The sequence below is a fragment of the Nocardia sp. NPDC127579 genome (genome assembly GCF_042672005.1).
GTDB lineage: Bacteria > Actinomycetota > Actinomycetes > Mycobacteriales > Mycobacteriaceae > Nocardia.
In genome coordinates this window covers 589,620-606,440 of record NZ_JBHXVZ010000003.1, presented here as the reverse complement: position 1 = coordinate 606,440, position 16,821 = coordinate 589,620, and the positions used below count along the sequence as shown (strand labels likewise).

At 64.6% G+C, this 16,821-nt stretch carries 16 protein-coding genes and 2 pseudogenes; 15 read left to right on the top strand and 3 right to left on the bottom strand.

The genetic code is table 11. The features are described 5' to 3' along the window. Nucleotides 1-342, top strand: a pseudogene (locus ACFVMC_RS15210) (esterase family protein); the annotation flags it as partial. Here ACFVMC_RS15210 and ACFVMC_RS15205 read toward each other — a convergent pair. Continuing rightward, nucleotides 339-1,856: a flavin-containing monooxygenase gene (locus ACFVMC_RS15205; RefSeq protein ID WP_379210561.1), complete on the bottom strand. Its 1,518-nt coding sequence runs from the start codon at nt 1,854-1,856 to the stop codon at nt 339-341. The pseudogene ACFVMC_RS15210 and the gene ACFVMC_RS15205 overlap by 4 nt on opposite strands. Before the next feature lie 144 nt (nt 1,857-2,000). Here ACFVMC_RS15205 and ACFVMC_RS15200 point away from each other — a divergent pair, with 144 nt between their 5' ends. Together ACFVMC_RS15200 and ACFVMC_RS15195 are read left to right on the top strand one after the other, a co-directional pair. After that, entirely contained in the window at nt 2,001-2,612 is a 612-nt protein-coding gene (locus ACFVMC_RS15200; RefSeq protein ID WP_379210559.1) for a TetR/AcrR family transcriptional regulator, read from the top strand. A 130-nt stretch (nt 2,613-2,742) separates the two neighbouring features. After that, nucleotides 2,743-3,618, top strand: a complete 876-nt coding sequence (locus ACFVMC_RS15195) for a lytic murein transglycosylase (RefSeq protein ID WP_379210558.1) — start codon at nt 2,743-2,745, stop codon at nt 3,616-3,618. A gap of 5 nt (nt 3,619-3,623) precedes the next feature. Here the strand turns inward: ACFVMC_RS15195 and tatB are convergent, their stop codons facing one another. Continuing rightward, nucleotides 3,624-4,058: a Sec-independent protein translocase protein TatB gene (gene tatB, locus ACFVMC_RS15190; RefSeq protein ID WP_379210556.1), complete on the bottom strand. Its 435-nt coding sequence runs from the start codon at nt 4,056-4,058 to the stop codon at nt 3,624-3,626. 51 nt (nt 4,059-4,109) lie between these two features. Between tatB and ACFVMC_RS15185 the strand changes: the two genes are divergently transcribed. The 8 genes from ACFVMC_RS15185 (at nt 4,110) to ACFVMC_RS15150 (ending at nt 11,610) form a co-directional block, all read left to right on the top strand. Beyond that, complete coding sequence (locus ACFVMC_RS15185) at nt 4,110-4,607, top strand: hypothetical protein (RefSeq protein ID WP_379210554.1); 498 nt, start codon at nt 4,110-4,112, stop codon at nt 4,605-4,607. Between the two features lie 534 nt (nt 4,608-5,141). After that, nucleotides 5,142-6,770 carry an FAD-dependent oxidoreductase gene (locus tag ACFVMC_RS15180; RefSeq protein ID WP_379210552.1) on the top strand — a complete coding sequence of 543 codons (1,629 nt, stop codon included), beginning with the start codon at nt 5,142-5,144 and terminating at the stop codon, nt 6,768-6,770. A gap of 31 nt (nt 6,771-6,801) precedes the next feature. Beyond that, nucleotides 6,802-7,038: a Sec-independent protein translocase subunit TatA gene (tatA, locus tag ACFVMC_RS15175; protein WP_379210550.1), complete on the top strand. Its 237-nt coding sequence runs from the start codon at nt 6,802-6,804 to the stop codon at nt 7,036-7,038. Between the two features lie 298 nt (nt 7,039-7,336). Then, on the top strand, nt 7,337-7,780 hold the full coding sequence (locus ACFVMC_RS15170; RefSeq protein ID WP_379210548.1) for an SSI family serine proteinase inhibitor: 444 nt from the start codon (nt 7,337-7,339) through the stop codon (nt 7,778-7,780). 122 nt (nt 7,781-7,902) lie between these two features. Continuing rightward, on the top strand, nt 7,903-8,826 hold the full coding sequence (gene tatC / locus ACFVMC_RS15165; protein ID WP_379210546.1) for a twin-arginine translocase subunit TatC: 924 nt from the start codon (nt 7,903-7,905) through the stop codon (nt 8,824-8,826). Between the two features lie 341 nt (nt 8,827-9,167). Then, complete coding sequence (locus ACFVMC_RS15160) at nt 9,168-9,680, top strand: DUF664 domain-containing protein (RefSeq protein ID WP_379210544.1); 513 nt, start codon at nt 9,168-9,170, stop codon at nt 9,678-9,680. A gap of 367 nt (nt 9,681-10,047) precedes the next feature. Further along, nucleotides 10,048-10,932, top strand: a complete 885-nt coding sequence (locus tag ACFVMC_RS15155) for a hypothetical protein (RefSeq protein ID WP_379210542.1) — start codon at nt 10,048-10,050, stop codon at nt 10,930-10,932. 45 nt (nt 10,933-10,977) lie between these two features. Beyond that, on the top strand, nt 10,978-11,610 hold the full coding sequence (locus tag ACFVMC_RS15150) for a TetR/AcrR family transcriptional regulator (RefSeq protein ID WP_379210540.1): 633 nt from the start codon (nt 10,978-10,980) through the stop codon (nt 11,608-11,610). Here the strand turns inward: ACFVMC_RS15150 and ACFVMC_RS15145 are convergent. Further along, a complete protein-coding gene (locus tag ACFVMC_RS15145; RefSeq protein WP_379210538.1) occupies nt 11,605-12,993 on the bottom strand; it encodes a flavin monoamine oxidase family protein in 1,389 nt (462 codons plus the stop codon). The two genes, ACFVMC_RS15150 and ACFVMC_RS15145, sit on opposite strands and share 6 nt — an antisense overlap. On the opposite strand from ACFVMC_RS15145, the gene ACFVMC_RS15140 reads away from it, so the two are divergent. From ACFVMC_RS15140 to ACFVMC_RS15125, 4 genes and pseudogenes are all read left to right on the top strand, one after another. Next, a complete protein-coding gene (locus tag ACFVMC_RS15140; protein ID WP_379210536.1) occupies nt 12,974-13,759 on the top strand; it encodes a TetR/AcrR family transcriptional regulator in 786 nt (261 codons plus the stop codon). The genes ACFVMC_RS15145 and ACFVMC_RS15140 overlap by 20 nt on opposite strands. A 99-nt stretch (nt 13,760-13,858) precedes the next feature. After that, nucleotides 13,859-14,023: pseudogene (locus ACFVMC_RS15135) on the top strand (NAD(P)-binding protein); the annotation flags it as partial. A 40-nt stretch (nt 14,024-14,063) separates the two neighbouring features. Next, nucleotides 14,064-15,245 (top strand): flavin monoamine oxidase family protein, encoded by a 1,182-nt coding sequence (locus tag ACFVMC_RS15130; RefSeq protein ID WP_379210534.1) that lies wholly within the window; start codon nt 14,064-14,066, stop codon nt 15,243-15,245. Nucleotides 15,246-15,425: 180 nt separating this feature from the next. Then, nucleotides 15,426-16,820, top strand: coding sequence for a cytochrome P450 (locus ACFVMC_RS15125; protein WP_379210533.1), 1,395 nt, complete (start codon nt 15,426-15,428; stop codon nt 16,818-16,820). The last annotated feature ends 1 nt before the right edge of the window (nt 16,821 follow it).

The window sequence follows — 16,821 nt, the reverse complement described above, 5'->3', positions numbered from 1 at the left end:
ACCGACCCCACCTGGACCACCAAAGACCCCTACCTCCACGCCGAACAACTCCGCGGCACCACCCTCTACATCAGCACCGGAAACGGCACCCCGGGCCCGTACGACACGCTCGACAGTGCTGGGATAGACGGCGATCTCGGAAAGCTGCTCGACCGTTTCGGGGTCGGCGGGGGAGTCGAAGCCGTCACGAATATCTGCGTGGAATCGCTGCGGCGTCGGTTCGATGAACTCGGAATTCCGGCGACGTTCGATATGCGCCCGGTGGGCACCCACTCCTGGCAGTACTGGCAGGACGACCTGCACAATTCGTGGCCGATCTTCGAGCAGGCACTGACTCGCTAGTTCTCGGCGTCGTGACGGGCGAGACTTCCGCGCGGCGTGGTGTGATAATCGTCGAGTTCGATTCGGCGCGTGCGAAGCCGGTATCCGAGCATGGAACCAGGCCAATTATTGGTATTGGCCGGGCCGGCAGCGGTTCTCGCGATATACCAGCTGTTGCAGCCGCCGGTGTTCCAGACCGTGGTGGCCAGGCGCTGCTGAACCGATTCGTCGAACCAGTCCATGCTTTCCGCGTTCACTTCCAGGTAGCCGGTGCGAGTGAGTTCCTCGGCGGCGCGGACGATGTAGTTCATCTGGCTTTCGAGCATATGGACGATGGATCCGGAGCCGACGTTGGTGTTGGGCCCGTACATCAGGAAGAAGTTGGGGAATCCGGGCACCGTGAGGCCGAGGTAGGCATGCGGCCGGCCATGCCAGGTCTCGGTGAGATCCTGCCCGCCCAGGCCGCGGATTCGCATCGGCGCGACGAAGTCGTGCGAGCGGAAACCGGTCGCGAAGATGATCGTGTCGGCGCGATGGATCCGGCCGTCCTCGGTGCGCACGCCCTTCGCCTCGACCTGCACGATCGGACTGCTCGTCAAGTGGGTGTCGGCGCGATTGAGGGTGTCGTAGTACTCGTTGGAGGTCAGAATGCGATTGCAGCCGACCTCGTATCCCGGCAGGAGTTCGGCTCGGAGTCGGGGGTCCTGGACTCGGCGCAGATTCCAGCGGCACCACGCGCGAATCGGCAACGATAGGATGCGCCGGCCGACCGGCGATACCAGCATCGGGTTGAGCACACCTTCGAACCACAGGAAGACGCCCAGCCGGGGCAACTTTTGCAGGATGGGGAACCACCGGTTGGCGATCTTGCGCAGCCGCGGGTATGCCCGATCCGGCTTCGGGCTGATCCAATGTGCCTGTCGCTGAAAGACCGTCAGCATCGCGGCCTGTGCGGCGACCGGGGGAACGAACTGAATGGCGCTGGCGCCGTTGCCGATCACGGCGATGTCGCGGCCGCCGAGGTCGTGGGTATGGTCCCATTCGGCGGAATGGAAGACCTTGCCGGCGAACTCGTCGAGGCCGGGCAGGTCCGGGTGAGCCGGACGGCTGAGCTGCCCGCAGGCCGAGATCAAGATGTCGACGGTGGCTGTGTCGCCGGCCCGGGTCCGCAAGTGCCACTTGCTCGTCGTGCTGTCGAAGTCGGCGGCGAGGATCTCGGTTCCGGACCGCACGTGGCGCTCCAGGTCGTACTTGGCCGCGCAGCGGCGCAGGTAGGCGAGAATTTCTGGTTGTTCGGCGAAGCGCCGCGACCAGTTCGGGTTGGGTTCGAACGAGTAGGAGTACAGGTGTGAGGGCGCGTCGCAGGCGGCGCCGGGATAGGTGTTGTCGCGCCAGACGCCGCCGATGCCGTCTGCCTTCTCATAGATCGTCAGTGCGGTGAAACCGGCTTGTTTCAGTCGGATGGCCACGCCTAGTCCACTGAATCCACTGCCGACGATTGCAATCGACGGTCGGGTGCCGTTGCCATTTCGCACGTGCGCTCCTGTGTTGCCAGATTCCGATGTCCGGAACTCTGGATGTTAGCCCAGATGTATCAGTGCAACAAGACATGAATCGTTGATGCATTTGCCGATTCGGGCTTGTTTGACACAATGTAACCGCATCGGTAACTTCGGTACATGCCGGTGGGTCGCGACGCGCTCGACGAGAAGATTCTGGATGTGACGTTGGAGCGCGTGCTCCAGGTCGGCATCCGGCGCAGCAGCCTGGATGACATCGCGCGACGTGCCGGGGTCAACCGTGTCACCATCTACCGGCGGTTTTCCGGTAAGGACAAGCTGGTCGAGATGGTGCTCGAACGTGAGGCGCAGCGCATGCTCGCCGAGGTGACGGAGCGTGCGGCGGCCATCTCCGGTATCGACGCGCAATTCGAGGACGCGGTACTGCATGTCCTCCGGCAGACCCGCCTGCATCGGTTGGTCACTCAACTGCTCGCCGTCGCGCCGGATGAGGCGTTGTCCTTCTACACGGTCGGCGGCCGGGACATGCTGGCCCTGGGTATCCAGTACATCACGCGAATCCTCGAGCGTGCGCAGTCGATCGGCGCGATCGACCGCTACGATCCGACGCCGATCGCCGAACTTATCGCGCGACTGGCGCATTCACTCGTACTCACCCCCGCAGGCGGAGTCGATTTCCAGGACGACGACCGGGCACGCGAGTTCGTACGCAATACGATCGTGCCGTTGATGACTTACGGAATCACTCGGAAACCGGATTCGGGCGGTTGATTCGCCGATGAAATGTGCTGGCGAATAGGGCGTCATCACAACAAGATAAGCGGCGCCGCGACCAGGCGATAGCCTCGATTCGTCGTGTAGTCCGGAAGCCTGTAAACGGGTGGTGGAGGTCGGTCACAAAATGGGGCGTCACAGAAAACCGTCGTCTCGATTCCTGCGTCGCGGTTCCGTCATCGCACTGGGCGCTTTCGTGCCGGTGGGATATACGGCGGTAGCGGGAGCACCCGAAGCGGGAGTGGTATTCCGGGCAGCGGATCCACTGCCGCCGGAAGAACCGGTCGCCGTGCCCGTCGCCGGGCCGACGCCCGTGCAGCTCGCGCCGGTCGTCGAATGGGAAACACATCGTGCGGTCAGGCCGGCGCCCGCGCCGCCGGTCCTGCCGGATCCGGTACCGGTCGAGACCGATTCGCCGGTGAGCGCACGGCATCCGGCGGCCGCAGAGGTGGGTACTCCGGGCGTTCCCGGCATCGCGGTCGCGGCCTACACCAACGCCGAACGGATTCTGGCGGAACGTAACCCGGCCTGTGAGCTGCCGTGGACACTGCTGGCCGGAATCGGGCGGATCGAATCCGGGCACGCTTTCGGCGGTAATGCCGACGAGGCGGGTGACCCCCTGACCCCCATCTATGGTCCGACACTGGATGGGAGTCTCGACGGGAACGCGGTGATCGCCGACTCCGACAGTGGCGAGCTCGACGGCAACGCCGCCTACGACCGAGCCGTCGGCCCGATGCAATTCCTTCCCGAAACCTGGTGGCAGTACGGCGCGGACGGCAACGGTGACGGGATCATGGACCCGCAGAATCTGTACGACGCGGCGCTCGCGGCAGGCCGGTATCTGTGCTCTGGCGGGCTGAGCATGATCGACCCCGATCAGCGTACCCGCGCCATCCTGCGCTACAACTACTCGGCGGCGTACGTCGCGAATGTGCTGGCCTGGGAGAACGCCTATCGCAGTGGGGTCACGCCGGATCCTGGTGAACTACCCGCGATTTGACGGGATCAGGTCGCGTCGGCGTCGACCGGAGGAATGTCCGCGCCGGTCGACGGCGCGGGGTTCCACGCGCCGCAATTCAGTACGGCGCTGGGCTTCTTGACCAGGCTCACGGGTTCGACAGTGGGTATCGGCGAATTCGTTTCGGGCGCCTCGGGTGTGCCCGACCGCACCGCCTTGTCGGCGTCGAGCAGATATCTTGTGACCGCCGCCTGCGGAGTCAGCGACCGCAACTCGTTCAGTTGCTGCAACGGGCGGCGGATTTCGTCGAGTTCTGGACCGAATTCCTGCCGCAGTTGACCGGTGGCGCCATCGACATATTCCCGGGCCCGGCGCACAGCGCCGGTCGTCCAGCGGATAGCTCCGGGAAGCCGCTCGGGCCCGAGGATCATGAGCGCCGCGACGATCAGAATGATTGTCTCGGCCCAGCCGATACCGAACATGGGTCACCTCCGGGTGGCACGTCGTTGCTTTGCTCAGGGTAAGGATCGGTGATGCCGCAGAACAGATTCCGCAGGCGGCTTTTGAAACTGCACAACCGACTTGTCGATCGAGTGGTGCATGCGAACATGGTCGGCTGGAATCAAGCCGATCGTATGGAAACTCGGGTTAGCCTGCTGGCGCGACGCAAGATTTGCCGAGCAGAAAGTTGGGATAATTATGCGATCGATAGCGAAGGTGTGTGCCACGGCGGCCGTTGCCGGCTCGCTGGCTCTGATGGCGGTTCCGGCGCAGGCCGAAACGGGGTCGTCGCTCCTGCCGAGCACTGGATCGGGTGTACTGGACAGTGGTTCGGCGGTGGTGGGCGGTGGAACCGACCTGATCTTCTGCCTGTTGTCCACTTTTTCGGGGAGCAATCCCTCGACCTGCGTCTAGGTGGCGTAACGCCGATTTCGGCTGGGCGCCGGGTCACCCTGATGGGGTGGTCCGGCGCCCATGTGCGTTCAATTGCTGAATTTCCTTGTGCGAAATACTGGTTCGAGTATTTGTGACGAGGCCGTACGGTACGAATCCAGTGGTAGTCAGATCTCCATGATCGTCATTATTGCGTTACCGACCGGGGTGCGGCCCGGATACCGTCATGATCGTGACGCGGAGTTGGGGCCGGTGTCGCAACTCGCTCGGCGGATCCTTCTGAATTCACGCAGGCCAGCGGTCGGGAGTGCCGAGCGAGCTTATCGCGATCATAGCACGATCGTATTATATTCGGGCACAATGTGATTGCGTCGAGAGCGCCTACCGCGACCGCGGTAGGCGCTGTCGACGTTTGCGGCCAATGGTGCAACAAAGAATCAAATTCGGATACACCGTTGACAATTTCGCGCGACGCTCGTTACAGTTCTTTCACTCGACTGCTGGCCTGCTGTCGATTAGGACGTGATCCAATGGTGGAGTCCGATCTGTCTCGCCGTACGGTACTCAAAGGTGCTGCGGCCGGATCAATGGCGGTGGCCGCGGCTACGGCAACCAGCAGTGGACTGGTGGGGCTCGGCTCGGCGCATTCGCAGCCGACTCAGAATCGGGTTGTGGTCATCGGTGGCGGCGTAGCCGGCTTGACCACAGCACACGAACTGGCCGAGCGTGGCTACAAGGTAACAATCTTCGAAAAGCGTCAATGGGGCGGCAAAGCACGCAGCATGGATACGGCGCTGCCGGTATCGGACGGGCGTCGCCCGCTGCCGGGGGAGCACGGCTTCCGATTCTTCCCGGGTTTCTATCGCTGCATTCCCGACACGATGAGCCGGATTCCATTCCCGGGCAACGCCAAGGGTGTCTACAACAACCTGGTCGCCGCACCCACGGTGACCGGTGCGCAGACCGGCGCCGATATCACCCTGCCCTTCGGTGTGGACGGCTCGCAGATCGGCGTCGCGGCCGACCTGAAATGGTTGGTCAAAACTTTGCAGGGCGCGGCCGGCTGGATTCCCGACCTGCCGTATGCGGAGTTGCTGAAGTTCGCGAATCGCCTGTTCGTATTCTTCACCAGCTGTGACGCCCGCCGGTACGGGCAGTGGGAGAACCAGTCGTTCTTGGACTTCGCCAAAGTCACCGAGGACTCCCATCCCAATTACCTGCTGCTGATCTCGGTCTTGACCAACACGCTGGTGGCGGCGAAGGAGGACATCGCCAGTGCCCGCAGTATCTGCTGGCAGGCGGAGAACTTCTTCCTGAACATCCTGGGCCGCAACAACGGTGAGCTACTCACCGACAACGTGCTGAACGGGCCGACCAACGAGGTGTGGATCGATCCGTGGGTCGCGCACCTGAAGACGCTGGGTGTGGACTTCAAACTCGGCTACACGGTGCAGTCGGTGAACATGTCCGGCGGCAAGCTCGCCACGGCCACGGTCAAGGACGCCAACGGGGCCGCCTCGGATATCGAGGCGGACTGGTTCGTCAACGCCCTCGCGCCGGAGCACGTGCACAGTGTGTTCCCACCGGAGGTGACGGCCGCGGACCCGGACCTGAACAAGATCAAGGACCTGTTCGTGGACTGGATGACCGGTGTCTTGTTCTACCTGAACAAGGACGTGGTGCGCGCTCCCGGCCACATCGGCTTCATCGAGTCGCCGTGGAAGGTCAGTGGTATCCAGCAGGGACAGTTCTGGAAGAAGTACAACATCGGCCGCGACTTCGGCGACGGTAAGGCCAAAGACATTCTGTCGCTGGCTATTTCCGACTGGGACACCCCGGGGTTGACGATCAAGAAGCCGGCCAAGGAATGCAGTCCGGAGGAGGTCGCCAAGGAGGTGTGGACGCATGTCGTCAAGACCCTCGACGGTGTGGCCGACAGTGACCTCGCCTATTGGTACGTCGACGAGGGGCTGGTCTGGGACGGCTCGAAATACACCGAGAACCAGGATCAATTGCTGATCAACACCAAGAGTTCCTGGCAGAACCGGCCTACGACGACGACCAAGATCCCGAATCTGTTCCTGGCCGGTGACTACCTCCGGAGCAACGTCGATCTCGCCACCATGGAGGGGGCGTGCGAGGGCGGTCGCAACGCCGCCAACGCGATTCTGGACGCGTCCGGTTCCTCGGCGGCCAAGGCCCAGTTGTGGCCGCACGTCACCTTCCGCGAATTCAACGGGCTGCGCACGTTGGACGAGGCCCGCTACCGCGTCGGACTCCGCAACCTGTTCGACGTCTGACGATGAATTCCAACGAGTGGAGGAGGACTCCATGGGAGCAATGAGCGCTACCCACTGGCTGATCATCGCGGCCGCATTCCTGATCCTGTTCGGCGCCCGGCGACTGCCGGACGCCGCCCGGAGCATGGGACGGTCGCTGCGGATCTTCCGCAGCGAGATGAACGAGCTGCACACCGATTCCAAGAGCGCGGCCGAGCAATCGGGAGCACCTGCGGATTCGGTGGTCCGGACCATGCCGGAAGCGCGACGCAGTGCAGCGTCGGGCTGAGCGCGCTGAACAACGAAGGTAATCGACACATTTCGCAATCGACCGGGAGGTCACCAATCCTATGTCAAAGATCGCACGAGTAGCCGGCGTCGCCGTGTTGGCCGGAACATCCTGGCTGGTCGGGGTATCGGCCAACGCCGACGAACCCACCACCACCGCCCCCACGACCACAGCGCCGTCCGAAACACCGTCCACTGCACCGGCACCCAGTACGTCGTCGGCACCGGCGACCTCGTCGGCGTCGCCGTCGGCGGAACCATCCACCACGGTGGCACCGCCGACTTCGGAGGCTCCGCCTGTGACCGATGCCCCCTCGACCACCGAAGCGCCGTCCACTACGGTGGCGCCGCCGACCTCCGACGCGCCGCCGACCACGTCGGCGCCTTCCACGACCGAGGCTCCGCCGACCACCGCGGTTCCCGAGCTGACCCAGGACTCGATATTGGTCATGGTGGCGATGTCGGAGGGGGAGGAGCCCGAGGTACGTTCGGCGACGCTGGCCTGTAAGCCGACCGAGGGCAACACCCATCCCAAGGCGGCCGAGGCCTGCGCGGAGATGGCGGTGGCCAACGGCGACATCGCCAACCTCACCCAGAACGCCGAAGCGCAGTGCACCGATCAGGCCCAGAAGGTCGTACTGCTGGTCACCGGCACCTGGAACGGCGCCGACGTGCACTTCGAGAAGGAGTTCGCGAATTGGTGTGCGATGGAGAACGCCGCCAAGGACGTGTACCGATTCTGATCCGGCCGTCCTGATCAACCGGAATATGGCCCGGCACAACGGGGTTCGTCGTTCCTCGGCGGCGGCTCCGTTGTGCCGGGCCGCCGGGCTGCCCACCCATCGCCGATCCTCGAGGCGGAATCATGCGAGTCCTGTCCCTGCTCCGGCGCGTCGCCCGGGCATCCGAACGCGACGGCACCATGTCGCTGACCGATCACCTGCACGAACTGCGCCGTCGCCTGCTCATCTCGCTTGCGGCGATCGCGGTCACCACCACGTTCGGGTTCGTGTGGTACTCGCACCGAGTCCTGGGCGTCGAGGCGCTGGGGGAGATCCTGCGCGGCCCCTATTGCGCGTTGCCGCCGGAATCGCGTGCCGTACTCACCTCCGATGGCAGCTGCCGGCTGCTCGCCACCGCGCCGTTCGAACAGTTCATGCTGCGCCTGAAGGTCGCGTTCACCGCCGGCGTCGTGCTGGCGGTGCCCGTGTGGTTGCACCAACTCTGGGCGTTCATCGCACCGGGGTTGCGAGGCAGAGAACGCCGATACCTACCGGGGTTCGTCGGCAGTGGCAGCGTGCTGTTCGCGGCGGGGGCGGCGCTGGCCTATTTCGTCGTCGTCCACGCACTCGACTTCTTGCTCGGCATCGGTGACGACGTGCAGACCACCGCGCTGAGCGGGTCGGAGTACTTCGGCTTCATCATCCAGCTACTGGTGATCTTCGGCGTCAGCTTCCAAACCCCGGTCCTGATCATCGGTTTGAACCTGCTCGGCATCCTGACCTATGTCAAGCTCGCGGCTTGGCGCCGCGGTGCGATGTTCGGCCTGTTCGTGTTCGCGGCCGTGGTCACCCCGCAGGACCCGTTCTCCATGCTCGCCCTGGCTCTGGCCCTGACCGTCCTCTTCGAGATCGCCGTCCAATTCGCCCGCGTGAACGACAACCGACGTGCCCGCCGCGAAGCCGCGGCACTGGCGGAATTCATCGACGAGCAAGCCTCTTTCATCGCCGCGCCGGAACCCGTCAGCGCTGCCGAGCCTGTCCCGCCGTCCGCGTCGGGTATTGAATAGCGCCCGGCAGCATGCGTTGCGTCCGAGGCATCGGCTTACAGGAGATCGCGATCGTGTGGTGCCGACGGCGCGCCCGTAGCGCGATGCGCCGAGGGCACTGCCCGGCAAACGCCCATCATCGCCTGGACGGCACCGTCACGGTGTCCGAGGCGCCTGGCCGTGGTCTCGGCGTTTTCGCCACCGGGTCGATCGCGCTCGGGGATTGTCGCCAGGGGCGCAGCGACGTCGACCTGAACGTGCCGCGCGACCCGTGCGCGGCGGTTGCTGCGCGCTGTTGATCGGGGCCGGATGGTGGGTCGAGCGGGGGAATAAACTCGCCGACACCGGGATTGGACTACCGCATGACCAGTGCTGACTTGTTGATCGACGCCTTCGGTCGAGTCCAGGAGAATGTCCACGGCGCTGTCGCCGGCCTGAGCACCGAAGAACTGTCCATCCGCCTGGAACCCGGCGCCAACTCCATCGCCTGGCTGATCTGGCACCTGACCCGTGTCCAGGACGACCACATCGCCGATGTCGCCGAATTGCGCCAAGTCTGGACCGCCGCTGGCTGGGCCGAACGCTTCGACCTCCCCTTCGACGACTCGGCAACGGGCTACGGCCACGACACCGCCGACATCGATGCTTTCACCGGCACCACCGCCGAGCTACTGCTGGGCTACTACGACGCTGTCCACATTCGAACTCTCGACTACATCCGCACCCTCACCGACCGCGACCTGCCCCGTATCGTCGACACCCGCTGGACCCCGCCGGTCACCCTCGGTGTTCGTCTGATCAGCGTCGTCGACGACGACATCCAGCACTCCGGCCAAGCCGCCTTCATCCGCGGAATCTTGCTGCGCCGTCGCTGAACTACGGCCACATTGACTTGCGTTGAAGCTGGTCTTTGGGGCCGACGGGCAACCGACGGCGGCCTTCTGCGGCGAATCGCGCATCTGTTGGACGGCTACCGCGACTGTGGGTGCTTTATCCCGTCGGGAGATGCTGCGTGAAAGCTATTGCTACGGGGGATTATTCGACGTCTGGTTCGAGAAGGTCGAGGCGGGCCTTCCCTCTTCGGTGAGATCCGCCGGTAAAAGCCGGAAGTGATGGCGTTAATCGCGCATGAGCCGTTGACAGTGTGACGTCGCTCCTGGATCATGCTTTAACGCAAGAAATACTTGCGTTTAGTTCTTCGGTCCAGCTCGGATCGAGAACGCGCTTCGAGAGGAACGGTCGATGCTGACCAGACGACGTTTCATGATCGGCACGGTCGGGGTGACGGCCGCCGGTGTGGCCGCGGCACAGCTGCGGACCGCGACGGCGCTCGCGTCCCCGGCGCAAGGATCACCGGACTTCGGCCTGCGTACCTTCATCGAAGGACGCCTTGTCGACCAGGTCGAGGTCGTCGAGTGGGAGCGGCGGCGGCTCTCCGTGGCAGCGGCGCGACTGCGTAGAGATCATGGTGGCGTGGTGATCGGCGAGCTGGACTCGCTCTTGGCGCACGCGGAAATCTCGGTCGACGACCTTTCCACTGCGCGTGTGGCTTTGGCGCAAGTCCGGCTGATGATCGGCGAGGATGGTTTGCGTGAGCTGCTGGCCGCCGACCTACTCGCTTCCGAGGCCGCGGCACGCGCAGGGATTGCTGCTTCGGGAGGCCACTGGCAGTACGCCATCACCGAGATCGCCAGTAGTCGCGGGACCGCGCAGGGCTTCCTGGAGTGGTTCGACAGCGCGCGAGTCAACAACGAGCGGGCAGTATGGACCGACGCATGCCCGGACCACTACATCATCGCGACCCTGCCCGATGGCCGCCAGGAAGTCGTCGAGGTGACCGGCGGTGCGATGCTGGCCAGCCAGTTCTTCGTCGACTATGCCGATACCGCGGGGGTGATGGTGCCTTCGGATCCGGCCTTCCCGCTGACTGTCTGCGGTGTGGCGAGCCTGTCGGACGGCTCCGTCATCGGCGGAGTGCGCCACCAGTTCCGCGACGAGCCCGGCGGGGGATTCCGCGGCCAGTTCAAAGTCGCGTTCCCCGCGGCGCTGCCCGGGCTCTACATCGCCGAACATCGCTGGCATCTGGCCTGTGAATTCGGCAACTGGATCTCGGCCTACCTGCGCTGAGCGTCCGCGCGTTCGGTGCGACGCCGGTCCGGTAATACTTGGACCATGGACGGGCATGCACGCGTGGTGGGTGAGCAGAACTCGACGGCCCCCGGTCCGCGCAAGCGGACGGGAGGCCGGTCGGCGCGGGTGCGTGAAGCGGTACTCGGTGCCACGATCGATCAGGTCATCGAGTACGGCATCGAAGGCCTGACCATCGCTGATGTCGCCGCCCGGGCGGGCGTCGCGGAGACGACGATCTATCGCCGCTGGGGTAGCCGGACCGCGCTCATCGCCGACGCGGTGACCCAGTTGGCCGCGGATGGTAACCCGCCGCCCGACACCGGTGCGCTGCGCAGCGATCTGGGTGTGCTGGCAGAGCAGATCGCCCAGCTCATCACCCGTCCGGGCGTCGTGCGGTTGGTGGGCGCGGCGATCGCGCTGTCGGTGGATCCCGAGGTCGACGCCGCGCGTCGCCAGTTCTGGAACGACCGCTTCGAGCTGAGCTCGCAGGTGATCACGAAGGCAATCGAGCGCGGGGAACTTCCCGGTCGCACCGATCCGCGAGAGGTACTCGAAACCTTGTCCGCGCCTTTGTATTTCCGGCTGATGGTCAGTGAGAAACCGATCGACGACGCCTTCATTGCCCGCTGTATCGACGATGTGTTCATCCTCTTCGGCACCTCGGCCCAGTCATGAACGCCTGCCGTTGACGTGGCTGCGAGGACCCGGAGCCGCCCCGTCGGCGAGGATCTCCGCGGCAGCTCGGCGACCGGAGCGAATGGCGCCGTCCATGTAGCCGTTCCAGATATCGGAGGTCTCGGCTCCGGCCCAATGGATGCGGTCCACGGGAGCCGCCAGTTCTCGGCCGTAGCTGGTCCACGCGCCGGCCGCCAGTCGCCCGCCGTAGCAGCCGCGGGTGAACTCCTCTGCGTTCCAATCCTGTTCGAGGAGATCGAAGGGCTGTGCAGCCTGGCGGCCGAAGTACTTCACGAGGGCGGAGAGTACCCTTTCGCGGCGTTGCGCGGCACTCATCGTGGACGCGGTACGGGCGTGGGCTCCTTCGAGGAAACCGACCAGCACACCGCAGGAGCCGTCGGGTGGCGAATTGTCGAACACGACGTTGAACGGGTCGTCCATGCTGAGCACGAATCCACTGAGGCCCTGGTCGCGCCAGAACGGAGTCTCGTAGCCGATCTGGAACTTGATCACCGATCCGGCCGGCATCTGCTGAGTCAGGCTGTCCCGCAGTGCGGGAAGTGCTGGCACATAACGGATCCGGCCCGCGAGAGTGGGCGGGATCGCCACGATCACTCGCCCGGCCGCGACACTGCCGCCCTCGAAATCGACGACTACGCCGTGCTCATCCTGCCGAATGGTGCGAACCACACAGTTCAGCCGGACCGCGGCGCCCAGGTCGGCGGCCATGCGCTCGCAGATCTGATGGGTACCGCCGGATACACGGGACTCCTGCGCGCCGCCGGTGGTGGCTACCAAGGTTGCGAGGCTGGTGCCGGACTTGATGTAGAACAGGAAGTGTAGCAGTGACAGCTCCGGAGACTCCGCGGAGAACAGCGTGGGCACCAGGAGACGGAAGAAACCGCACGCGACCTCGTCAGCGGTGTTCGCGACCAACCATCCGTCGAGCGTCTGCCGATCCAGTTCCTCCGCGTTGTCGGTGTGCCAAGGCGCTGCGGTACGCACGGTGGCCGCCAGCGTCTCCAGTTCGGCCCAGAGGCGGCCGACTTCGGCGATCGATTCGGGCCGCAACCCGAACGACAGGTCGGTGTATCGGATGAGTTCGCCGTCCACAACGGTGATGGCGGCCCCGTCGTCGTAGGACGGAAAGCTCGTCAAGCCGAGTTCGGCGATCAACTCGATGACCGCGTCCTGCGTGGGACCGACCCACTGCCCGCCCAGTTCGACCGGCACGCCATTGCTCAGTTCCGCACCCAGCGTGCGACCACCCACCCGGTCTCGAGCTTCGAGCACACTGACGGTGCGACCGGCCGCGACCAGTGCACGAGCAGCGGCGAGCCCGGCCAATCCGGCGCCGACCACGATGACGTCCACATTCGACATTGCGATTCCCTGGTTTCTTGATGTGGCAAAAGTCAGTCGGTTGTATGACCGTAAGATAGGTCGTGACGCGAGCACCCGCAATAGCCGCGTCGGAATTCGTTCGCTGGCGAAGGCGAGGAGGCCGGTGGTTTACGTCAGGATGTCCGAGCGCGAGGAACAGATCGTCGCGGCGGCCGTGCGGGTACTCGGCGATGTGGGCGTACCCGCGATGACCTTGCGCGGCGTAGCCGCCGAAGCCGGTGTTCCGCTGGGAACTCTGCAGTACGTCTTCTCGTCCAAGGATCAACTGCTTCGCGCGATCATCACGACCGTGATCCGCGATATCTCCGAGGCGCTGCGCAGCCATCTCGAGCTCGACCGAGGCGTCGAGCACGCATTGCGGCACGGCATCACCAGCTTCTGGGACAAGCTCGTGGAAAACCGTGTGGGCCTGCAGATCATGCAGTACGAGCTCATGACCTATTCGCTGCGCAACCAGTCCGGCGAGCTGGCTCGGCTGCAATATGAGAGTTACAGTGCCGTCGTCACCGAGTTCTTCGAGCAGGCCGCCCGAACCTCCGGGGAGCGGTGCGCGGTCGGCTTCGACACTCTCGGCCGCCTCGCGCTAGCTCAGGTCGACGGACTGATCCTGCAATACATCGCCAGGCCCGACGCCGCGCGCGCCCGGCGCGATCTGCAGCAGGCGTTGGACATGGTGGTGATCTTCGCCGATCCCCAGCCGGTGGCACGCCGGGCCGGACGTCGCACCTCCACTGAGGTTCGGTGACCACACCGGCTATTGCGCTGCCGGATTGTGTCGAATTAGGGTGAGAGTCATACGCATGACTGACTCTTAGAGTTCGAGGTTGCTTCGCGCGTCGGACCGATGAATCGTTTCGTCCACCCGGAGTGTGACCAGATGACCCAGCTTCCCCCTGGCGTTCCGCCCGCTCGCCCGGAAACTCCGCATGCCGTCACGGTCGCCGTGATCGGCGCCGGAATGGCCGGGCTCGTCGCCGCTTGCGAGCTGACCGAGCAGGGAATCGACGTCATCGTGCTCGAAGCCGCCACCCGGCCGGGCGGGCGGACGGATGCTGGCCGAGACCACCGTGCTGGGTTCGCGAGTCGATCTGGGCGGTCAATGGATCGGTCGCGGTCATCACCGATTCGCCGCACTGGCTGCCGAACTCGGCACCGACGTCTTCGAGATGCACACCTCGAAGCGGCCCTCGATCATCCAGGGCGACACCATGATCCGAACATGGAGCCCGGACCTGGTGGCCGCCGGCGCAGTCCTGGCCATATGGGAAACGCTGGCCCGGATCGGGACGCCACGGTCATGGAAGCCGCTCAGTGTTCGAGCATGGCTGCGCCGAGTGCCGAATCGGCGCGCACGGCGTCTACTGGAAGTGCTCGTGTCGGTCACCAGCACCGCCGACCTGGGCGACTTCTCGATGCATGCCTTCCTGGAAATGGTTCGCTACCAGGGCGGCCTCACCGCAATGCTGTCGACCACCGGTGGCGCGCAAGAGAATTTGGTTGTCCAGGCCGCCGGAACGCTCACCGAGCGTCTGGCCGCCGAACTCGGTGATCGGGTCGCCTTCGACAGTGCGGTCACCGCGCTGCACCGGGACGAGACCGGTGTGACCGTTCACTCGACCGGGGGCACCTATCGCGCTGCCGAGGTGATCGTGACCGTTGCGTCGCCGACGGCCGCCGGAATCGAGCATCAGCCGCCGCTGCCCGCTCACCGGATCCGATTGCAGGACAACACCTCTATGGGGGTGGTGTACAAGGCGATCGCCGTGTTCGAGCGTCCGTTCTGGCGCGAACGCCGCGATGCCGAAATGATCGTGCTCGCGGATTCGGGTATGGCGGTCTTCGATACTTCGCCGCCACGGGGCCCCGGGCATCTGTGTGTGCTCGTCGCCGGACCCGAAGCCCGCGCCTTCGACGGACTCACCCTCGACGCCCGCCGCTCGACGATCCTGGGACTGCTCGTCGCACATCTGGGTTCGGAGATTCTCGAGCCGCGAGGCTGGCACGAGAAGGCCTGGCACCAAGACCGGCATACCGGCGGCGGTTACTCGGCGCTGCCGATTCTCGGGCACGAAGACGGCTATTTCCCGGTCGCCGCGGACCCGACCGGACACATCCATTGGGCAGGTACCGAAACCGCGGGTGAACACGCCGGATACGTCGAAGGCGCCATCGAGTCCGGCGAGCGCGCCGCACGCGAGGTCATTCGCGCGATGGGCGGCGCGCCGCGCTGACGAATACGCGAGGCAGGTCGCGCTTCGGTTGCGGTGGAGCCGAAGCCATGCGGGCCGCGTGGCAGGGTGAGCAGGTCGCCGGGAAGTGGCTGGTCGAGTGTGGAGTTGGGGCGTTCCACCCTGCGGGACAGGCGTTTTCGCTTGCCAACCGGTCGCTGCGCGGGTCCGGGTTGAGGTAACGTGTGGGTCGGCAAACCGGCCTCAGCGATCCGATCTCTCCCGAAGTCCTGGCCTCGGACCTGCCTTATGAAAGGGCAAAATACAGTGGACATTCGTGACGTCCCGTGCGGGCCAGGTCGTTTGCCTCTTGTCGGGCACGGCTGGCGAATGTGGCGTGATCCGGTCCAGTTCATGGTGGATCTGACCAGCATCGGGAAGATCGCGCGCGTCGATATCGGCAGCCGTGTCGTCTATGTCATCACCGATTTCGAAGTACTGCACAGCGTATTGGTCGGGAACTCCGAATCGTATGAACGTGGCCTGCTGTTCGAACGCATCCGGCAGATATTCGGCGAATCGCTGATCGTGGCGGACGGCGAGCGGCACAGAGATATTCGTCGGCTGCTGCAACCCGCGTTTCACCGAACAGAGTTGGACAGCTACGCGGACACCATCAAGCGCAACGCCGATGCGTTGACGAGTTCATTACAGCCGGGTCAGATCCTCGAGGCGCGTACGGCACTGTCGGAGGTGGTGATCGCCAACCTACTGGGCTCCCTGTTCTCGCGCGAACCCGATCCCGGCGAGCTGCAATTCATCTCGGGCCTCATCGAGGATATCGGCGCGGGCGCGATCGTAGGCAGCGTGCTGCCCAAGCGGCTGGCGAGCTTGCCTTTACCGGTGAACCGCAGATTCCTGTCGGCCGGAACGCGCCTGCGCGAATACTGCCAGGATCTGATCGTCGCGCGCCGGGCCAGCGGTGACCGGCGGAACGACCTGATCGACATCCTGCTGGATTCATCGGATGACGAACGCCATACCGACAAGTTCCTTGCCGAGCAGGCTGTGACCGTTCTCTTCGGCGGCATCGACGCTCCGACCGCCACGCTGAGCTGGGCTCTGTACGAGCTGTCGCAGCGTCCGGAGGTGGCTGCGACACTGCAGAAGGAGATCATCGGCGCAAGTGACCTCGGCCCTCGAGACCTCGGCCAACTCGACTACCTGAACGGTTTCCTGAACGAAGTCGCGCGGACTCATTCGCCACTGTTGCAAACCCGGCGCACTGTCGCCACGGTCGAACTCGACGGTTTCGTGTTGCCTGCCGGAACCGATATCGGCTACAGCATCGCGGCGATCCACCGCAACCCGAATATCTTCACCGAGCCGAATAGTTTCGACCCCGATCGGTGGTCGCCCTCGAGTTCCGACTCGAAGAACCGGAATTTCATTCCGTTCAGCATGGGCAATCAGATGTGCCTCGGTAACAACTTCGCCTGGATGGAATTTCAGACGACGATCCACAGTCTGCTGTCGACATGGGAGTTCCAGCCGTCGACCAAGAAGATCCGGCGAGCCATGGGGCCGATCCCCGGGTTTGCCGAGCTTCCGCTCGAGGTTCGCGCGGTCGCCGGGTAGC